At 73.7% G+C, this 21,756-nt stretch carries 3 protein-coding genes; all 3 read right to left on the reverse strand.

The window, feature by feature from the left end; all coding sequences use genetic code 11:
* Positions 1-51 precede the first annotated feature (51 nt).
* A complete protein-coding gene (locus ACWC5O_RS23025) occupies positions 52-564 on the reverse strand; it encodes an SRPBCC family protein (protein ID WP_450587776.1) in 513 nt (170 codons plus the stop codon).
* 112 nt (positions 565-676) lie between these two features.
* Positions 677-3,826, reverse strand: coding sequence for an ACP S-malonyltransferase (gene fabD, locus ACWC5O_RS23030; RefSeq protein ID WP_450587774.1), 3,150 nt, complete (start codon positions 3,824-3,826; stop codon positions 677-679).
* A gap of 50 nt (positions 3,827-3,876) precedes the next feature.
* Positions 3,877-21,687, reverse strand: a complete 17,811-nt coding sequence (locus tag ACWC5O_RS23035; protein ID WP_450587772.1) for an amino acid adenylation domain-containing protein — start codon at positions 21,685-21,687, stop codon at positions 3,877-3,879.
* Positions 21,688-21,756 lie beyond the last annotated feature (69 nt).

Raw genomic sequence — 21,756 nt, forward strand, 5'->3', positions numbered from 1 at the left:
GGTCCGGCTGGACCCCTGAGATGCCCGGCTCACGGCCCTGTGCGACACGCTTCAGGCCTCCGCCTCGGCCTTCACCCCTGCCAGGGTGGCCTCGATGCCGTCGCGCAGCTGGGCCAGTCGGCCGGCGACGATCCGCTCCTCCCTCTCGGGAGCGCTCGCGACGAACTCCTGCAGGGGTCCGCGGGCGGGGCCGATCCGCATGCCGTGCCGCAGGCGGGTGCCGGACCCGTCCGCGACCGGCGCCAGCGTGTATGTCCAGATGGTCAGCGCCTCGCCGTTCGACCGGTCGTCCTCGCGGACGACCTCCCACCGGAAGACGAGCGGCTCCACGAACTCGGCGATGCGGCTGACGGATCGCCACTCCCCGAGGCTGTCATTGCTGTTGCGGCCGACGAAGCACGCGCCGACGGCCGGCCCCTCGGCACCGTCGAGCCACTCCACCTCCTGCAGCTCCGGGCTGTACCGGGCCGAGGTGGAGATGTCCGACACCAGTGCCCACACCCGCTCCGGCGTAGCGGCGACCTCTATCTCGCACTCCACCTGGGGGTCATCGGCAAGACGCATCGTTTCATCCTTCGCAATAGGGGTTCTGGCAAGGGTGGTTGACTGTTGTCACCGAAGTTCGGCGGCGGTTGTCCGGACAGCACCGGAGGCCGGTGTTCCCGGGCAGGTTCGGTCAGCGGAAGGTGCTCAAGCGCTCCGTGAGGTGTGCGGCCGCGCCCTCCAGGAGGGTGTCTGCGATGGCCTCGACGGTACGGGCGCGCCAGGGCTGGAGCCGGGTGCCGGCGACGACCTGGTTGAACGCGCCCATGGCGGGCCCGCAGTGGACCAGGTAGTCGACCCTGGCACGCTGGTCGCCGGTGACGGCGAGGCGGAAGCCGCGCTCGAAGTAGTGGCGGAAGACGGACGCCAGCTCAGCCTTGGGGTCGGCGCCGGGGGCCGGGACAGGCGCGGCCTCACCGCCGAGGTAACGGTCCAGCACCTGGCTCCTGGTCTCCGGGTCGAGCTCGGCGAGGGAGCCGTGCCGACGCCACAGCTCGTGCAGCCGGGAGGCACGGGCAGGAAAGAACAGTCCGCGCTTGAGGTAGCGGGCCTGCACGCCCAGCTCGAACATCTCGCCCCAAGGTGCGGTCTCGACGTCGAACTCGCGGGTCTCCTGGAGGATGTCCTTCACCTCCGGGCTGGTGGCCGCCTCGACGGAGCACTGGTTGACCGAGCCGGTCAGGATGAAGTCGGCGCCGAGCAGAAAGGCCGCGGCGGCCGCCTCCGGGGTGCCGATGCCGCCGGCGCAGCCGACGTGCACATGGTGGCCCGGCATTGCGTGCTCGTCGCGCAGGCGAAGCACGGCGGGCAGCAGGGTGAGCAGGTCGGCGGTGCTGCTCAGCCAGCCGCCGTCGGCCTCCACGCACAGGTCGTCGGCCATCGGCCGGCCTGCGGCCGCGCGGGCCTCCTCTTCGGTGACCTGTCCGTCCGCGATCAGCCGGGTTACCAGACGCTCGGGCGGCGGGGCGAGGAACTCGGCGGCGACATCGGTGCGGGAGACCTTGGCGATGATCCGGCCGCCCTTGAGGCGGAAGCGCACCAGGGCCGGAGTGATCAGGGGGAAGCCGGAGCACTCGACCAGGTCGACGCCGTGCCGCAGCAGCACGTCGACCATTGCGTTCTCCTCCTCCGGCGCGCCATGGCGGTAGAGCAGGTTGGCGCCGAAGGCCCCGCCGAGACCCAGCTCGGCCGTGAGCCCCCGCAGTTGCCGGTCCACCTCGGCCAGGGGGAGCCCACCGGTCCCGAGGAAACCGAGCAGACCGGCCTTGGTGAGCGAGCGCAGCATCTCCTGGCCGGAGATGCCACCGTGGAGCGAGCCCGCCAGGTAGGCACGGCGAAGCCGGTACCGCTCTCGGAAGCTCCGCGCGCCGAGGCTGTCGGCGCCCATCCCCGACGCGGGCACGGCAGGCGGTTGCGGAGCCGACGGTACCGGGGCCGGCAGGGACTCGGCGACGGCACGAATCCGGGTGACCAGACGGGTGAGCACCCGGCCGGGGCCCAGCTCGACGAACTCGAAGTCACCATGGCCCATCAGCCGGCGCACGGTCTCGGTCCAGCGGACCGGGGAGGCGATCTGCGCGGTCAGGGTCTGCGCGATCGCATCCGGCCGGTAGGGCTGGGCGTCCACGTTGGCGAGCACGGGGACGGCCGGCGGGTGCAGGGTGAACCGGTCGAGGAACGCACCGAACTCCTCGGCCGTGCCGCGCATGTAGCGGGAGTGGAACGGCGCACTGACATTGAGGCGGACGGTGCGGGCGCCGGCGGCCTCGAAGGCGGTGCAGGCGGCGTCGATCTCCTCGGTCGGGCCGGAGAGGACGAACTGGTCCGGGGCGTTGTGGTTGGCCAGGTCGAGACCGCCGACGCCGGACTCGGCGAGGACGCGGGTGACGGTCTCCTCGTCGCTGCCGACCACCGCGGCCATCCCGCCGCCGCCGGCCGCCGCCATCAGCGCCCCGCGCCGCTGCACCAGACGCAGGCCGGTCTCGAAGTCGAAGACGCCGGCCGCGAACAGCGCCACGTACTCGCCGAGACTGTGTCCGATCAGGTAGTCCGCCGGCTCCGGGTCCTGGGCGACGTGATCCAGGTACGTCAACGCGCCGACCACGTAGAGGGCGGGCTGGGTGTACTCGGTGCGGCCGAGCCGACGCTCGGGGTCCGAGACGCACAGCTCCTCGACCGAGTAGCCGAGCACCCGGTCCGCGATGGCGGTCTGCTCGGGGAACTTCTCGAACAGACCCTTGCCCATGCCCCTCTGCTGGGACCCCTGGCCGGGGAAGCCGTAGACCTTCATGGCGCGTGCCTTCCTGAGTGCTGGTGTGTCGGGAACGGGTGCGGTCCCGGAAGCGGAAGCATGTTTCGGGGCGGCGAGCGCCAGGGCCCTGGTGAACAGGCCGGGGTCGTTCCCGAAGGGACTGAGCAGCGGCAGGGAGACCGAAGGCCCACCGGCCGGCAGGTTGCCGCGTGCGAAGTTGTACAGGGTGCCGGAGGGGCCGAGGTCCAGGTAGAGGAACTCGCCGCGCCCGCGCAGCGAGGCCATCGCCTGCTCGAACTCGATGGGCCGGCGGGCAACCTGCCAGAAATGCTCGGCGGTGGCCCGCTCGACCCGGCGGCCGTCCACGCTGGAGATCCAGGGCAGGCGAGGCGGCGCGAACTCGACACCGTCGAAGACGCCACGGCAGGCGTCGAGCACCTCGTCCATCATGCTGGAGTGGTAGCCGTACTCGACCGGCACGCGCTGGTGCATCACGTCGGCGGCGCTCAGCGCGGACTCGGCCCGGGCCAGCGCCTCAGTCGTGCCGGCGACGACGAAGTGGCCCGGATAGTTGCGGGCGGCCACCTCGCAGGCGCGCAGTGCGGGCACTCGGTCCAGTACCTCGGACCCACTCAGCACGGCGAGCATCCCGCCGCGCGGCCCCGCCCGCAGCGCGTCGGCCTGGCGGACCAGCAGCCGCAGGCAGTCCCGCGAGGAGATGCTGCCCGAGACGACGGCCGCCGCGTACTCGCCCAGACTGCAGCCGAGCAGGTAGTCGGGCTCGATGCCCGCCGTCCGCAGGGTCTCCGCCAGGGCCAGCTCGATCATGACGATCGCCGGGTGGGTGATCCGGGTGTCGGTGAACAGGTCGTTCTTCCGCTTGGCCGGGTCGAACATGTGGGCCAGGACCGACTCACCCAGCGCCTCGGCGGCCTCGGCGTCCAGTCGGCGCAGCACCGTACGGAACACGGGGTTGTCGTCGAACAGCTCCTTGCCCATCTGGTAGTACTGCGAGCCCTGTCCGGAGAACATGAACACGACGGGGAGGGAACCGGTGGGAGCCTGCCCGGCCCTTGACGCCCTCATCGGTACGTGTCCCAGAACAGACCCCCCGCGGGGGCGGCGGAAGCCTGTGGGGCCGACGGCTCCGCGACGCCTCGGACGACCACCCGCCGGTTCAGCGCGGGCTGCGGCAGCGGGGACCGGCCGGGGTGGTACCCGACCGGGGCGGGAGCGAGCAGCAGGTGGACGTTGGTGCCGCCGTCGGCGAAGCAGTTGAGCGCGGCGAGCTGCGCCGAGTGGGGCCACGGACGGGCCTCGCGCGGGAGGTACAGCGGCGAGGCGGCCATGTCGAAGTGGTCCAGCGGCACCTGTCCGGAGCCGAACGGCACCTGCTCCTGGTGGTGCAGCATCATGACCACCTTGATGAACGCGGCGATGCCCTCGGCGGCCAGCGGGTGGCCGATGTTCGGCTTGATCGAGCCGACGGCGACCGGCTGCCGCGATCCGTTGCGGTAGACCGACTCCACGGCCTTGAGTTCGAGCAGGTCGGTGACGGTCGACCCGGACCCGTTGGCCTCGACCCAGCCGACGTCCTGCGGGCCGTGGCCGCTGCGTGCCAACGCCTCGGCCATGACGTCCTTCTGCGCCTGGAGGTTGGGCGTGGCCGGGCCCGCGGTCCGGCCGTCGTTGTTGATGGCGATGCCGCGCAGGACGGCGAGCACCTGGTCCCCGTCGGCCCGGGCCCGGTCCAGCGGCTTGAGGACGACGACGCCGATCCCCTCGCCCAGCACCAGGCCGGCCGCCCGGCCGTCGAACACGTGGAATTCGGCGCCCGGGTTGAGCAGTCCGCGCTGCCCGAAGACCTGGTGCGCCCGGTCGTCGGCGAGCAGGCTCACTCCGGCGACCACGGCGGCCTCCAGGTCGCCTGCCCGCAGGGCCTGCACGGCCATGTCCATCGCCACCAGTGCCGAGGAGCAGGCGGTGTCGACCACGACGCTGGGGCCGCGGAGGTCGAAGAACTGCGAGATGTTGGCGGAGAGGTAGTTCTGACCGGTGACCACCACCGGGTTCCTGGCCTGCTCCAGCGTCACGGTGTCCGGTGTGTGGGTGGCCCGGCCGCCGACGTAGACGCCGACCCGGCGGCCCTTCAGGTCGGCCGGACGGTAGCCGGCGTGGTGGACCGCGCGGTGGGTCTCCTCCAGCAGCAGCAGCGCCTGCGGATCCATGGCCGCGACGTCGGACTCGGAGAGCAGGAAGGCTTCCGGATCGAAGGACAGCACGCCGGGGAGCAGTCCGGCGTGGTAGCCGACCGGATGGCCGAAGCGGCCCTCCGGGATGGGGCGGAGCGCCGAGCGGCCCTGGCGCAGCAGCTCCCAGTACGCGTCGGCCGAATCGGCGTCCGGGAACCGGCAGGACAGGCCGACCACGGCGATGTCGCCACCGGCCGCGGGCGTGCCGGACGCGGCGGGCTCCACGGCCGGTGCGACGCGCTGCGCGGGGAGGCCGGCCGGCCCGGCGGTCGCGGCCGGAACGGGCACGGCGGAGGGTACCGGAGCCGTGGCGGGGGCCGCGGACGCAGCCGGTACGGCGTCGCCGAACGCGGTCAGCAATGCCTCCTGGTGCGCTTCCGCGAGGTACTGCGCGAAGCCGTCCGTCGTGGGGTGCTCCAGCAGGGCGGAGGGGTCGACCGTGACGTCGAGACGCTTGGCCACGGTCTGGACGAGCTGGGAGACCATGATCGAGTCGATGCCGAAGTCCTGCACCGGCACGTCACCGCTCAGCTTGCCGCGCTCGAAGCGCAGCTCTTCCGCGAGGCGATCGAGCAGCCAGGAGGAGGCCGCCGCGGCTGCTTGGCGTACCGCCGCCGACGCGTCGGCCGCGGCGGGTGCCGGCCCCGGCTCCGTGGCCGGTGCGGCAGGAGCCGTGGCCCCCTGCGGGACCGCGGTCCCCAGCCTCCGGTCCATCAGCCGCTCGGGACGCCACGCGGCGTCGGGCCGCGCGATCGCCGGCAGCACCACCCGGGCGCCGCTCGCCAGCGCCCGCTCCAGCAGGTCGAGGCCCTGCCGGTCGGTGAGCGTGGCCAGCCCCGAGGCCTGGTAGGCGGCGCTGCGCGCCTCCCCCATGCCGGTGTCCTTCCAGCTCGGCCACTGCACGCTGACCAGCGGCAATCCGTACGGACGGGCCTCGGCCACGGCGTCCAGGTAGGCGTTGGCCAGTGCATAGTCGCTCTGGCCGACGGCGAGCGCGGGGACGGTGGCGGCGACCGACGAGTACAGCACGAACAGACGCAGCGGCTCGTCGCGGAAGACCTCCACCAGCGTGTCGACACCGAACACCTTGGGGCCCATCACCCGGTCCATGCCGGTCTGCGGCTTGCGTACGAACGCGGGGTTCTCGAAGTCGGTGAAGCCGGCGCTGTGGACGACCCCGCCGACGGGGCCGAGCCGCAGCTTGACGTCCGCCAGCGTCTTGGCCAGCGCCTCCCGCTCGTCCAGCGGAACGGCGATCACCTCCAGCTCCACGCCCTGGTCGACGAGTTCTGCCAGCGGGCGGAGTTTGCGCCCGAGCGGGCCGCCCGCCGCGATGTGCGCGGCCCACTCGCCGCGCGGCGGCAGTTCCTCGCGGCCGGTGAGGACAAGCTTGCGCACTCCGTGCTCCGCGACGAAGTGCCTGGCCGTCAGCAGGCCGATGCCCCGCGTGCCGCCGGTGATCCACAGGACGTGCCCGGCCGGGAACCGCGGCGCGCGCGCCGGGCCCGCGGGCAGCTCCCGCAGCTCGGCCCGGTGCCGCACACCCCTGTACCAGGCGGTCTCGGCGGGCTCGTCGGCGCTCCTCAGCTCCTCGGTCACCGCGTGGACCACCTGCTCGTCCGAGGTGCTCCGCTCCAGCTCGACATGGCGGGAGCGCAGGTGGCGGTACTCGCTCTGGAGCATCCGGTACAGGCCGACGCGGGCCGCGCCGCCGAGACCGGCGGGGCCGCCGTCGGGGTCGGGCCGCGCGCCCCTGGAGACCAGCAGGACCGTCAGCTCGCGGCTGCCCCGGTCGACCAGGTGCTGGAGCCAGCGCAGCCAGGTGGGCAGAACGGAGTGCATGGGCGGCAGCGCCGGGTCGGCGCAGCCGGCCAGGTCGACCACCGCGTCGAACCGCTCCCAGCGGGCGCCGGGGTCGGCGAGTTCGCCGGTGAGGAGATCAGGGGTGAGCACCTCGGCGGCCGGCAGGGCCGCGGCGAGCCGGGCGGCCAGCGCCTCGGTGCCGGGCAGGGCCAGGACGGCGGTCCGGGCGGGCGGCGGGGTGCTGGTGGTGGACTCGGCGGGAGTCCACTGCCGGGTCAGCAGCAGGCCCTGCCGGGCGCGGTCGGTGTCCAGCGCGGCCAGCTCGGCGTCGGCGGCGGCCAGCCAGATCCGCTCGCCGTCGAAGGGGTAACCGGGCAGCGCGACCGGGCCGGGCCGGGTCCCGTGGTGCAGGACCGTCCAGTCCACCCGGTGGCCGGCGATCCAGGCGGCGGCGTACGCGGCGGGGTCGGCCGACAGCGTGTTCCCGGCGCCCGGGCGGCGCGGGTCGACGGTGCCGGTCCAGCTGTCGGCGGGCCTGCCGCCGGCCGCGAACTCCTCCAGCCGGTCGACCAGTTCGTCCAGGTCGTGGAAGAGCACCGCGAACCGGTGGGCCATCGCCTCGCGGCCCGTCTGGAGGGTCCAGGCGACCTGCTGAGGGGCCGGGCCGGTGCCGTCTGCGGCGGCGGTGCGCAGGTGGGCGACGAGCCGGCGGGCCTGGCGGGCCAGCCGGTCGGCGTCCCGGGCGGAGAGCACCGCCAGCTGCGGGCCGGCCGGGACCGCGGCGGCCGGGGTCTGCGGCTCGCCGACGTACTCCTGAAGGATGATGTGCGCATTGGTGCCGCCGGCCCCGAAGGAGCTGACGCCGGCGGTGCGGGGCCGTGGGGTGCCGTCCGGGTCGATCCGGCGCGGCCAGGGCGCCCTTTCACGCTGCACCTCGAAAGGCGTCGCGCCGAAGTCGATGTTCGGGTTGAGCCGGTCCGCGTGGAGCGAGGGGACCAACTCGCCATGGCGCAGCTGGAGCAGCACCTTGGTGATCGCCGCGATACCGGCCGCCGACTCGGCGTGCCCGATGTTGGACTTCACCGAGCCGATCGGCAGCCGCTCGGGCAGGTCCCCCTCGAAGGCCCGCAGCATGCCGTTGACCTCCACCGGGTCGCCGAGCGCGGTGCCGGTGCCGTGCGCCTCCAGGTAGTCCAGGTCGGCGGGGCGCAGCCCGGCGCGCTCCAGCGCGGTCCGCACCAGGTCGCCCTGTGCCTGCGGGTTGGGCACGCTGTATCCGGCGCCCGCGCCACCGTGGTTGACGGTGGAGGCCTTGACGACGGCCAGGATGCGGTCGCCGTCGGCCAGCGCCGCGTCCAGGCGCTTGAGCAGCACGGCACCGGAGCCCTCCGCGGGGACGTAGCCCGTGCCGCCCTCGCCGAAGCTGCGGCAACGACCGTCCTCGGCCAGGAACCCGCGCTGGGCGAGCTGGAGGAACTTCACCGGGTGGCTGGAGATGTTGACGCCGCCGGCGACGGCGACCTCGCAGTCCCCGTTACGGATGGCCAGGCAGGCCTGGTGGATGGTGACCAGCGAGGAGGAGCACATGGTGTCCAGGGCGACGCTGGGCCCGGAGAAGTCGAAGAAGTAGGAGACCCGGTTGGCCACGGAGGCGTAGGAGGAGGAGGTGGCGAAGCCCTCGCCGCGCAGTGCCTCCTGCACGCCGTACAGCTGGTAGTGGCCGTACATCATGCCGACGAAGACACCGGTGCGGGTGCCGCGCAGCTGCTCGCGGGTGTAGCCGGCGTCCTCCAGCAGGTGCCAGACGGTCTCCAGGAACACCCGCTCCTGCGGGTCGGTGTGCTCGGCCTCGATCTGCGACATGCGGAAGAACAGCGGGTCGAAGCGGTCGGCTCCGGGGACGAAGCCGCCCCACTTGCCGTAGGTCTTGCCGAAGACGGACTTGTCCGGGTCGTAGAAGACCCCGTGGTCCCAGCGGTCGCCCGGTATCTCCTCGACGTTGTCCCGGCCGGCGCGCAGGTTGCGCCAGAACTCGTCCACGTCGTCAGCCTGCGGGTAGCGGCCCGCGACACCGATGATCGCGATGTCGTCGGTGGCGGGCCGGACGGGTGCGCCGGCCGGGCCCTCGGGGGCGGGCTGTGCGGCGGGTTCCGGGACACGCGGGGCGAGTGACTCCGGCGCAGGGGCCGCGGGGATCTCGACGGCGGGCGCGGTGAATGCCTCCGGGTGCGCGGCGGCCAGATGGCCGGCCAGTTCACGGACCGTCACATACTCGAACAGCAGGGTCTTCGACAGCGGGCCGCAGTGCTCCTCCAGCCGTCGGATAAGGCTCATGGTGATCAGCGAGTCCACGCCGTAGCGGTCGAACGACTCCGTGACGACGATCTCCGTCTCCGGGAGCTTCAGCTCCTCCGCGAGCAGCCGGAGCAGCAGCCGCTCGGCCTGGCCCTGCGCGGCGGCGGGGGCCTTCGGTGCGGCGGCGGCTTCCGCCTTCGGGCGCAGGGCCTCGCCGTCCAGCGCGGCGAGCACTCGGGACGGCTCGCCCGGGGCCAGCAGCAGCCGCGGCGCAGCGGTCGCCAGGGCGCGCTCCAGTGCCTCCGTCCCCGCTGCGGTGAGCACCGGACGCATGCCGAGCACCCGCGTCATGTACGTCTCGGCGGCGGCGTCGATCCGCATGCCGCCGTCCGACCAGACCGGCCAGGCGGCGGCGAGGGTGCGGCCGCGCCGAGCGCCCTGGCGGCGCTGCTGTTCGCGCCGCTCGGCGAAGTGGTCGAGGAAGGCGTTGGCGAAGGCGTAGTCGGTCTGGCCGGCGTTTCCGAACACGGCCGCCGCGGAGGAGAAGGCCACGAAGTAGTCCAGAGGTTCGTCTCGCGTCGCTTCGTCCAGCAGCACCGTCCCGTGCACCTTCGCGGCCAGCACCGCCTCGGCGTCCGCCCGGTCCTTGCGCAGCAGCAGGCCGTCCCTGAGCACCCCGGCGGCGTGCAGGACGCCGCTCACCGAACCGTGCGCCCGGCGGGCCTCGGTGATCAGTGTGCGCACGCCGACGGCGTCGGCGACGTCGGTCTGCACGACGTGGGCCGCGATGGCCTCGATCCGGGCACGCACCTCGGGCCGGGGAGCGGTCCTGGCCGCGAGCACGATCCCCCCGCCGGACAGCCCGGCGGCGCGCCGGACGGCAGCGATGTGCTCGGCGAGCAGCAGGCCCAGGGCACCGGTGCCGCCGGTGATCACATGGGCTCCCGGGCCCGTGAACGCCGACCCGTCGGCGGCGGGCAGGCTCACCTGGCGCCAGGAGCGCTGGGTCCGGCCCGCCTCGTCGATCCGCAGCTCGGGCTCACCCTCGGCACCGAGTTCGGCCACCACCGCATCGACGAGCGAGTTGGCCGCGACGGCCAGTACACCGAAGTCGACCGCGGGGTGCTCCAGCCTCACCGAGCGGGCGAACGCGGCCATCGCCGGGTCGGCGGGCGACGCGGCCGGCTCCCGGTACGCCCAGAGGTAGCGCAGCGGGCCGCGCCGCTCCCGCTGCCAGGCTTGCAGGAAGGCCGTGGCCGTGTGGAAGCCGTGCTCCACCGCGCGGCCCGGCTCGGTGTGCTCGCCGGCCAGATGCACCACGTGCGCCTGCCCGGGCGGCAGGGCGCGCACCGTCGCCTCGGCGTCGAAGCCCGCATCCGGCTCGATCCGCCGGACGGTCACGCCCGCCGCGGTCAGGGCGTCACTCAGCGCGGTGCCCTGCGAGCCGGCGTCCAGCAGCACGACGGTCCGGGGGGGATCACGTCGGACCCGCGGGGCGGGCCGCCAGTACGGTTCGTAAGCGGAGACCGTGTCCGCCGCGGGCACCGCTCGGAGCGTGAAGGCGTCGATCGCGGCGATCACCTCGCCGGTCCGGTCCAGCAGCGCGACGTCGAAGCAGAGCGTGCCGGCCGGGGCCGGACGCGCCGACGGCGTGGCGTGGGCGTACACCTGCTCCGGCAGCTCGGCGTACAGCCGGACCGAGCCCAGCGAGAACGGCAGGTACGGCACGGGGTTCGCCGGGTCGCCGGCGCCGGGGGCAAGCCGGCCGGCCGTCTGGAGGGCCGCGTCCAGCAGCGAGGGGTGGAACACGTACTCGTCCGCGTCCGCGTGCCGCTGCGCCGGGAGCCGCAGCGTCGCCAGGACCTCGCGCTCGCCTTCGGCAAGTTCCTCGATCACCTGCAGGCTCGGACCGTAGTCGAAGCCCAGCCGGGAGAAGCCCTCGTAGCAGCTCGCACCGCTGTGGCGGCGTGTGCAGCGCGCGCGTGCGGCCGCAAGGTCGACGGGGGCGGGACGGTTCCCGGGCTCTCCGAACACCAGGGTTCCGCGGGCGTGTACCTGGGCACCGTCCCCGGCGCTGTGCACCTCGAAGGACGCCGCCGCGCGGTCACCGGTGACGCGCACGTCCAGCCGCTGCTCACCGGCGGCGGAGAGCCGCACCGGAGCGGCCCACACCAGGCCGTCGACCCCGCGCACCGGAGCGCCGCCGGCGGCCAGTTCACCGGCGAGCCGGGCCATCTCCAGGTGCGCCACTCCGGGCAGCACCGGCTCGCCGCCGACGACGTGGTCCCGCAGGAAGAACTCGTCGCCGGTGAGCGTCTTGGCGAAGGCCTGCTCGCCGAAGGTGGAGACATTGGCGTCCAGCAGGGTCGCGTGCAGTCGGGCCGGGGCCCGTTCGGCCTCCGGTGCCGGGGTGGCTCCCGGGGCGACCCAGTGCCTGGTCCTGGCGAACGGGTAGGCGGGCAGGTGCACCCGGCGGCGGGCCGCGCCGCGGTGCAGGGCCGGCCAGTCGACCTCGGCGCCCTCCACCCACTCGGCCGCGAGCGCGTTCAGGTCCCCGGTCCGGGTGGCCGGGCGCGCGGTGAGTCTCGGCGCGGCCTGCCCGGTGCGCACCGCCGAGGGACGGCCGGCCAGGTATGCGGCCAGCTCGGCCCGCAGGGCGGCTGTGTCCTCGGCGACCACGGCGAGCCGGTGCGCCATCGGCTCACGGCCCACCTGGAGGGTGTACGCGAGATCTCCGAGCGGGACGTCATGCTCCGTCAGGTGGTCTTCGAGCCGCTGGGCGGTGTGCCGCAGCGCCTCCGGGGTGCGGGCGGAGAGCACGAACAGCTGCTGAGCCGCACACTCCTCGCGGGTGTCCTGCACGTTCGGTTCCTCCAGCACGATGTGCGCGTTGGCCCCGCCGAAGCCGAAAGAGCTGACCCCGCCGCGCCTGGGCAGTTCGCCGCCGGCGGCAGCGCGGGGTCGCGGCCAGGGCCGGGGGGTGGCGGCGACCTCGAACGGGCCGCCGTCGAGTTCCAGATAGGGGTTCCGCTCCTGGAAGTGCAGGCTGGCGGGAACGGTGCCGTGCTGCAGCGCGAGCACGACCTTGAAGAGCCCGGCGATGCCCGCTGCGGCCTCCAAGTGGCCGATGTTGGTCTTGACCGACCCGATGGCGCAGCCGGGCGCGGCCTGGCTCCCGCGCTCGGCGCGCAGCCGGCGGAAGGCCGTACTCAATCCGGTGGTCTCGATCGGGTCGCCCAGCGCGGTGCCGGTGCCATGCGCCTCGATGTAGCCGACGGTCTCCGGCGGCACGTCGGCGGCGTGGTAGGCCTCGACCAGGAGGTCGGCCTGGGCGTCCGGGTTGGGGGCGGTGAGCGAGGTGGTCCGCCCGCCGTGGTTGACCGCGACCGCCTTGATCACCGCGTGTACGGCGTCGCCGTCGCGCTGTGCCGGGCCGTTCGGCTTGAGCAGCACCACTCCGGCACCCTCGCCCCGTACGTAGCCGTCGGCCCGGCTGTCGAAGGTCTTGCACCGGCCGTCGGGGCTGAGCATCTCGCCCGCGCTCAGCGCCTCGTACACGGTCGGCGAGAGGATCAGGCTGACCCCGCCCGCGATCGCCACGTCGCAGGTGCCGTCGCGGAGCGCGGCGCAGGCCTGGTGGACGGCGGTGAGCGAGCCGGAGCAGGCGGTGTCCACGGCGATGCTGGGGCCGCGCAGGTCCAGCAGGTAGGAGATCCTGTTCGGGATGACCGACAGTGCCGCGCCGGTGATGGTGTGGCCCTCGGTGCCGCGTCCGGCGGCCCGTTGGACCTCCAGGTAGTCGGAGTTGGTGGCCGCGACGAACACGCCGACGCGCTTTCCGGCCAGCTCGGACGGACGGTAGCCGGCGTCCTCGATGGCCGACCAGACCACTTCCAGCATCAGGCGCTGCTGGGGGTCCATCAGCTCCGCCTCGCGCGGGGAGATCCCGAAGAAGGCGGCGTCGAACCGGTCCACGTCGGGGGCGAAGCCGCCCCAGCGCGAGCGGGAGCGCGGCTGCTGCCGCCAGTCCCAGCGGTCGGCCGGGATCTCCACCACCAGGTCGTCGCCGTCGGCGAGATGGTCCCAGAACTCCTTGAGATCCCTCGAGCCGGGCAGCCGCCCGGCCATGCCGATGACCGCGATGTCGCCGTCGTGCCGCCGCCCGGCCGGTGCGTCGGCGGCGGGCGGCTCGGCGGCGGGCTTCCGGGCGGTGGTGCCGAACCGGACGGCCAGCTCTGCGGGGTGCTGTTCCCACAGGTGGTCGGCGAGCGCGGCAAGCGTGCCCCGGCGGTAGAACAGCGTGGGGTAGACCTCGATGCCGTACGCCTTCCGCAGCTCGGTGCTGAGCGCGGTGAGGCTCACCGAGTTCATGCCCAGCTCACCGAACGGGGTGTGCGGACCGGTCTCCTCGGGCCGCAGCCCCGCCAGCCGGGCGACCGTCCCGGCCAGCTCGGCCACCAGCGCCTCGACGCGGCCCGCCGGTTCGGCCGGGCTCTCGGGCGGTTCGTGGCCCGCGGCCCCGAAGCGAGCCCGCAGCTCGGCCAGGGGCAGCGCGGCGAGCGCGGTGCGGTCCACCTTCTCGTTGAGGGTGCGCGGGAAGCCGGTCACCCGGATCAGCGCGTCCGGGACCATGTGGTCCGGCAGCCAGGCCGCCAGCTCTGCCCTGGACGGGTCGGCGGCACCGTCGGCGCCTACGTAGCAGGCCAGCAGGGAGTGGCTGCCGCCCTGGTCGCGTGCCACCACGACGGCCTCGCGCACGCCGTCCAGGCGGCGCAGGGTCGCCTCGATCTCCTCCAGCTCCACCCGGAAGCCGCGTACCTTGACCTGGGAGTCGATCCGGCCCAGGTATTCGATCCGCCCGTCGGCGAGTCGGCGGACCAGATCCCCGGTGCGGTACATCCGCGCGGTGGCTTCGCCGGCGAACGGGTCGTGCAGAAAACGCTCGGCGGTCAGCTCGGGGCGGCCCAGGTAGCCCTCGGCGACGCCGTGGCCGCCGATGTACAGCTCACCGCCGACCCCGGTCGGAACAGGCCTGCGCGCGCTGTCGAGCACATGGAGCCGGGTGTTGGCGATCGGAGCGCCGATGGTGACCCGGTCGCCCGGGCGGAGCCGGCTCGCCGCCGACCAGATGGTGGTCTCGGTGGGGCCGTAGAGGTTCCACACCTCGCGGTTGCCGGCCACCAGTGCCTCGGCGACGTCGCCGGGCAGCGCCTCGCCGCCGCAGAGCACGGTGAGCCCGGGGTTTCCCTGCCACCCGGCGGCGAGCAGCATGCTCCAGGTCGCCGGGGTCGCCTGCATCACCGTGGCCGTGCTGCGCTCGACAGCCTCCCGCAGCCGGAGTCCGTCGCGAGCGGTCTCGGTCGGCAGCACCTCCACCGTGCCGCCGGTGATCAGCGGCAGGTAGAGCTCCAGGCCGGAGATGTCGAAGCAGACCGTGGTCAGGGCCAGCAGCGTGTCCGCCGGTCCGAATCCGGGCACCCGCGCCATCGACCACAGGAAGTTGGTGAGCGCGCGGTGCGGGACCTTGACGCCCTTGGGCCGGCCGGTCGAGCCGGAGGTGTAGATGACGTATGCGGTGTCCGACGGCCCGGCGGGCCCGGGCGAGGGCGCGGCGGGCGGCTGCTCCTGCCCGTCGACGAGCAGCCGGGGCACCTCGCCGTACTCGCTCCGGATGCCGGAGTGGGTGAGCATCAGGTGCAGTCCGGCGTCCTCGGCCATGTAGGTGAGGCGCTGTGCCGGGTACGAGGGGTCGAGCGGGACGTACGCGCCGCCGGCGGCCTGTACGGCGAGCAGTGCCACGGGCAGGTCGGCGTCGCGCGGAAGCAGGACACCGACGGTGCGGCCTCGGCCGACGCCGGCCGACGTGAGGCGGGCCGCGAGGACCTCCACCCGCTCCGCCAGCCGACGGTACGTCAGCTCGGTGTCCTGGTGGCGGACCGCCACTGCCTCCGGCCGTGCCTCGGCCTGGCGCCGGACCAGCTCCCAGACCAGAGTGTCGGCCGGGTAGTCCGCGGCGGCGGGCGGGGTGAGCTGTGCCCGCTCGTCCTCGGTCAGCAACGCCAGTTCGCCGACCGCGGTGCCGGGTGCGCTCACGGCGTCGGCGAGCAGCGTGACGAAGTGCTCCCCGAAGCGCTCCACCGTGGCGGCGTCGAAGAGGTCCGCGTCGTACTTGAGCGAGTAGCGGCAGCCCTCGGCTTCCTCGACCACTTCCAGGGTCAGGTCGAACTCGCCCTCCTGGTGGACGCCCTGGACCGGGCCGCGCACCACGCCCTCGTGCCGTGCGCCGCGCGTCCAGTTCTGGAAGTAGAAGGCCACGTTGAACGGCGCTCCGGAGGCGCCCGGGTCCGCCTTTCTCAGCTCCTCGGCGAGGGAGATCAGCGGGTAGGCACTGTGCTCCAGCGCGCCCAGCACCGTCCGGTGGACGCGGCGCAACAGGGCCCGGAAGTCCTCACGGCCGTCGATCCGCTCGGCCAGGACCACCATGTTCATGAAGTAGCCGAGCACGTCGTCGTAGCCGCCGGCCGGGCGGCCCGCGGTCGGCGTGCCGACGGCGATGTCGCTCTGGTCGCTGTAGCGGTGCAACAGCGCGAGGAAGCCCGCCAGTACGACGCCGAACAGCGAGGTCTGCTCCGCTGTGGCCACTGCCCGGGCCCGCTCGGCCACCGCCGACGGGATGTGCCCGTCGACGCTCGCGCCCCGGAAGCCGGGCACCGGCGGGCGCGGCCGGTCCAGCGGCAGGGGCACGGTGGTCTGCCGGCCGCGCAGCCGCTCCACCCAGTACGCGCGCAGGCGCCGGCCCTCCTCACCGGCGAGCAGTTCGCGTTGCCAGGCCGTGAAGTCGGCGTACGTACGGGCGGGGCGGTCGCCGGACGGCAGGCGGCCGTCGCGGACCGTGCGGTAGCCGCTTTCCAGCTCGGCCAGCAGCAGGGCGATGGACACCCCGTCGAAGACCATGTGGTGGAAGGTCAGCAGCAGCGCGTGGCGTCCGTCGCCGAGGGTGTACAGCGTGGCACGCAGCAGCGGGCCGTCGCCGAGGTCGAAGGGGCGCCGCAGGTCGGCGCGCATCCGCTCGCGCAGCTCGGCCTCGGTAACGGAGGTCAGGAAGACCTGCTGGAACGGCAGTTCCGGTTCGGCCGCGATCCGGGCGAACGGCCCGTCCTCGCCGGTACGGACGGTGGCTCGTAGCTCCTCGTGCCGGTCGAGCAGATCCTGGAGGACCACCCGCAGGGCGAGCACATCGAGGTCGCGGTCGAGCCACAGGGCGAGCGGCAGATTGTAGGCGTAGTTGCCGGGGGCGATCTGCTCGATCACCCACAGCGCCCGCTGGCCTGCGGAGAGTTGATGGGTACTCAGCTCCAGGCCGGTGCGGGGGCGCAGGACCGCCTCCGCCGCCGCGGCGGCCGCGGGCACGGCGGACGGTGCGGACGTCGCCGGTGCGGCGGACGTCGCCGGTGCGGCGGACGTCGGGGGTGCGGCGGGCGTCCGGGCGGCGTCTGCGAGCCAGCCCGATCCGAGGTGGCCGGCCAGCTCGCGCAGGGTCGGGTGCTCGAAGAAGGCGCCCAGCGGCACGCTGACACCGAAGGCCTCGTCCACCGCCGAGACGATCTTCATCCCGCTGAGCGAGTCGAAGCCGTAGTCGGCCAGAGGGCGGTCGGGGTCGATCCGTTCCTCCAGCTTGAGGATCCGCTCCACCAGCTCGCGCAGGCGCTCGCCGACCGCGTCGGCGCCGTCCGCCGGTACGGCCGCCGCCGTGTCCCCGGGAGCGGACGGGGTGGCCGGCGCCGCGCTCAGCACCACGCCGTCGCTCTCCGCCACCAGCACGGTCTGGCCCAGCTCGGCGCCGTCCGCGCCGAGCGCCCTGACCTCGGTGTAGCCCTCCTCGCGGAGCAGCCTGGTCCAGCCTTCGGGCGAGGCCAGCGGCGAGTCGGTCATGCGCAGCTCGCCGTCGTCGAACAGCCACCAGCCCTCCAGCACACCGCCGCCGATGGTGAGCAGCGGCCGGACGGAGGTCAGCTCGTTGAGTACCAGCCAGCCGCCGGGCCTGAGCAGCGCCTTGGCCTTGCGCAGGGTGGCCCGCAGGTTCCGGGTGGCGTGCACCACGTTGGTGGCCAGCACCAGGTCGGCCGAGCCGGGGGTGAAGCCTTGTTCGGCCAGCCCGCGCTCCAGGTTGAGCACCTCGAAACGGGCGAACGGGTAGCGTGCGGCGAATCGCTCGCGACCGTACTCCAGGAAACGCGACGAGATGTCGGTGAAGGTGTAGCCGACCCGGCCGGGGTGGTCGGCCAGTACGGGCAGCACCCGCTCACTGGTGGCACCGGTACCGGCGCCCAGCTCCACCACCTGGAGCGCCTCGCCGTCCGGCAGTTGCGGCAGCCGTAGTTCCAGGAAACAGCGGACGGTCTCCCGCACCAGCAGGTTGAAGGAGTCGGTGAGCGGGTTGCCCTTGTAGAAGTTCTGCACCAGCTTCATGGAGGAGCCGGGGAACATGATCTCGGTGGCGCCGACCTCACCGCGCAGGATCTGCGGGTAGGCCTGGAGGAACAGGCGGTTGAGCGTGACCGTCGGCTCGATGTCCGGGTACTCGGTCGCGAGCCGGTCGAACTCGGCCTCCCAGCCGTCCGCCGCCTCGGCCTGCACCACCTCGTCGACGGCGACGGTGGTGGTGACCCGGTCGTTGTCGCGGGTCAGGAACCCCGCGTCGGCCAGAATGTTGAGCAGCGCCTCGTGCAGGCGCTGGAACCTGTCCAGGATGCGAAGCGTGCCGCGCAGTTCCTCGACGGTGTGCCGCTCGCCCGAGCGCCGGAAGACGCCCATCCGCTGGTAGACACCGAGGAGCATGGGTGCGGACACCTTCTCCAGCTCCTCGTACCCGGCGAGCACCCGGAGGGCGGTGGGATCGGTGCGCGCTGCGGCGTCCAGACGGCCGGCCGCATCGGCCAGGGCGGCCGGGTGACCGCCGGGCAGTGCTTCGCCGTCGAGCGCCGGGTCGTGCCCCATGGCCTCCAGCGCACGGCGGCTGGCGCGGATCGGCATCGCCTGCGGCAGGGTGCTGCCCAGGATGCGCCGCACGGCGGCGAGGCCTTCAGAGGCGCTGAAGCCGCTGATGCCCAGGCCGGCGAAGATCTCCGCGAGACCGGGCTGGGCACCGGAGCCGACCTGACCCCAGTAGCCCTGGTTGATCACGGTGACCGGGAAGTCCAGCCGCTCGCGCAGGAACAGCGCGTAGGCGTCCTCGGTCGCCGAGGCACAGATGTAGGCGCCGTTCCCGGCGAAGCTGCCGAAGGAGCCGGCCGAGGAGAAGAAGGCCAGGAAGTCCAGCCGCTCCTCGGCGACGGCGGCGGCCAGTGCGGTCGCGCCCTGGATCTTCACCCGGGTCGCCGCGGTGAAGGCGGTCTCGTCGAGTTCGGCGAGCGGATGATTGTCGAAGACCATGGCCGCGTGCACGACACCGTGCAGCGCACCGAACCGGCCGTGTGCCTCGGCGACAGCCGCCGCCAGGTCCTCGGTTGAGCACGCGTCCCCGCGGACGTGGGCGACCTCCCCGCCGTACGCGCGGATCTCCGCGGCAGCGGCCTGCTGCTCGGGGCCCGGCTCGCTCCGGCTGAACCAGACCAGCCGGGCCCGGTGCCGCCGGGCCAGATCCAGGCTCAGCTCACGGGCGATCCCGCCCGTGCCGCCGATCAGCAGATAGACGCCGCCGTCCCGGAACACCTGACCGGCCTCCGGCAGTTCGACTCTGCCGAGCCTGCGCGTGTAGCGGACGCCACCGCGCAGGGCCACCATCCGGCCCGTGCCGTCGAGCGGCTCGGCCAGGATTGCGTCCACGAGACCGCGCAGGCCGGTCTCCCCCACGGCCTCGGCCGACGCGAAGTCGACGGCCACGGTGCGAAGTCCGGGGCGTTCCTTGGGCGCGACCTGGAGCAGCCCGTGCATGCCGGCGGAGAACGGGTTGCCGGCCGTGCTGCCGGCGACCGCGTGCACATCGCTGGTGACCACGACCACCCGGTCGGCGTCTTCGCTGCGCAGCAGCCGGAACAGGGACATCGAGCCGTACCGCACGTGGTCCGTGACCTCGCGGGCGCCGACGCCGTCGGCCACCTGTGCCCCGACCCCGCCGAGGTGGACCACCAGGTCGGCGCCGCCGATGCGGTCGAGCCAGACATCGTCGGGCTGCTCGTCCAGCCGGACCAGTTCCACCCGGGTGCCCGGGCGGCGGGCCGCGATGGCCTCGCCGAGCGGGAGCGATGCCTCGGTCACCAGGACGACGATCCGGTCCGCGTGCGGTGCGGTCCCGGCAGCCGGCGCCTGCGCCCGGACCCAGAGCGGACGGTAGAAGTCCGGCACGTCCGCCTCGGGGAGCGCCGGTGCGACGGCCTCGGGCATGCGTACCGCGGGGGCCGGCTCGGGAATCCAGCAGCGCAGGCGCGCGAACGGGTAGCCCGGCAGTTCGATCCGGCGGGCAGCCGAGGGGGTGATCCGCGACCAGTCGACCACGGCCCCGGCCAGCCAGCGCTCGGCCACCGCCGGCAGGTCACGGCGGGTCAGCGCCTGGTCCAGGGCCGCGGCCTCGTCGCCGGTGAGCCGCACCCTGGCGCGCGTGGCCCGGCCGGTGCCGACCCGGCCGTCGGTGCTCCCTCCCGCGTACGCCTCCAGCAGCCCGGCGGCCTCGGCCACCGAACCGGCGGCCAGGGCCAGGCGGAACTCGTATCCGGTACGGCCCGCCTGAAGGGTGTGGGCGACATCGGCGAGCCGCGGGCCACGGCCGTCGGCAGCCGCCTCGCGGGGCCGGGCGGCGGCCAGCTCCACGGCCACCGCCCCGATGGTGTCCGCCGCGGCGGCGGCGGACAGCTCGATGCCCGTCTCGGCGGCCAGCAGGGCCTGGTAGCGGGCACGCTCGGTCACGCCGAACCCGCAGTCGGCCAGTTCGGTGCCGAGGTCGAGGAACTCCGGCGCCACACCGACCGTTTCGGCGGCCAGCCGCAGGCACAGTCGCTGGGCGTCCGCGAGGCCGTCCGTACCCCCGTCGGCCTGCGGCTCGGTGCTCCGGCGCAGGAAGGCCGCCAGGTCCGCGGCGTAGGCCCGCAACCGGTCCTCGCTCTTGGCCGAGAGCACCAGGAGCTGCTCCTGCGCGGCCTCCACCGGATCCGGCGAACCGGTCGGCAGGTACTCCTCCATGACCAGGCAGGCGTTGGCGCCGCCGCCGCCGAAGGAGCTGATGACGGCGCGCAGGGGCAGCTGCCCGGTCGTGCCGTCCGCACCGGGCAGCTCCGGGCGCGTCCATGGCTGGAGGGTCTGCTGCACCTCGAAGGGCGTACCGGCGAAATCGATCTCCGGGTTGAGGCGCGCCGAGTGCAGCGAAGGGACCAGTTTCCCGTGCCGGAACTGGAGCAGCACCTTGGTCAGACCCGCGATGCCGGCCGCCGACTCCAGGTGGCCGATGTTGGACTTGACCGAGCCGACCGCGACCGTCGGCCGCTCCGCGCGGCGTGCCGGGTCCATCCGTCCGCCGAAGGCCTCGGTCAGTCCCGCGATCTCGATCGGATCGCCGAGCGGGGTACCCGTCCCGTGCGCCTCGACGTAGCCGATGGTCTCCGCCGCTGTCCCGGCGCGCTTGAGTGCGGCGCGGATCACCTCGGTCTGCGCGGCCGCGCTCGGCACGGTGTAACCGCCGGTCTTGCCGCCCGCGTTGATGCTCGAACCGCGGATCACCCCGAGGATCCGGTCGCCGTCGGCGATCGCGGCGGCCAGCGGCTTGAGCAGCACGGCGCCGACGCCCTCGCCGTCGACGAAGCCGTCCGCGTCGGCGCCGAAGGCCTTCAGCCGGTCGTCGTGCGAGATCATCCCGCGCTGCGCCAGGGTGCGCAGATGCATGGGGTGCAGGATGAGGTTGACTCCGCCCGCGATCGCGGTGGCGCACTCGCCGCTCCGCAGGCTCTCGCAGGCCAGGTGGATCGCGGTCAGCGAAGCCGAGCAGGCGGTGTCCACGGCGAGGCTGGGGCCGGTGAAGTCGAAGGTGTAGGAGACCCGGTTGGCGATCGACCAGTGGTTGGAGTGGGCGTCGGTCTGCACGCCCAGCGCGCTCGCCTCGCCCCCCATCCACTCGTAGTTGCTGTTCATCACACCGACGAACACCCCGACCGGGCCCTGGGCCGCCAGCCGGGCGGCCGGGTAGCCGGCGTCGTCCAGGACCGCGGCCGCCGTCTGGAGGAACAGCCGCTCCTGCGGGTCCATCCCCTCCGCGTCGGCGGGTGAGATCTGGAAGAACAGCGGGTCGAACTTGTCGACGTCGTCGATGAATCCGGCCCACTTGCTGTAGCCGCCGTGCGTGCCGGTCGGGTCGTAGTGCGCGTCCGCGTCCCAGCGGTCGGCGGGCACCTCCCGGATGCAGTGCCGGCCCGCGACCAGGTTGTCCCACAGCTCGCCGACGGTCCCGGCCATCGGGTAGCGGCCGGCGACGCCGACGATCGCCACGCCCTCGCTCGCCGGGGCCGGGGTGGAGGCCCGGGTCAGCAGGCTCAGCAGCAGCCTTCGCTTGTCGTCCACAGTTGCTCTCTTCTCGCAGTTCATCGGGGTCGGCCGCCGCGGGCCGGGTGTGTCACCGCCGGTGGGACG

This window comes from Streptomyces sp. NPDC001450 (assembly GCF_053597295.1).

Coding starts and splice junctions, on each gene's coding strand:
- ACWC5O_RS23025 (WP_450587776.1), bottom strand. CDS start 564: ATGCGTCTTGCCGATGACCCCCAGGTGGAGTGCGAGATAGAGGTCGCC.
- fabD (WP_450587774.1), bottom strand. CDS start 3,826: ATGTTCTCCGGACAGGGCTCGCAGTACTACCAGATGGGCAAGGAGCTG.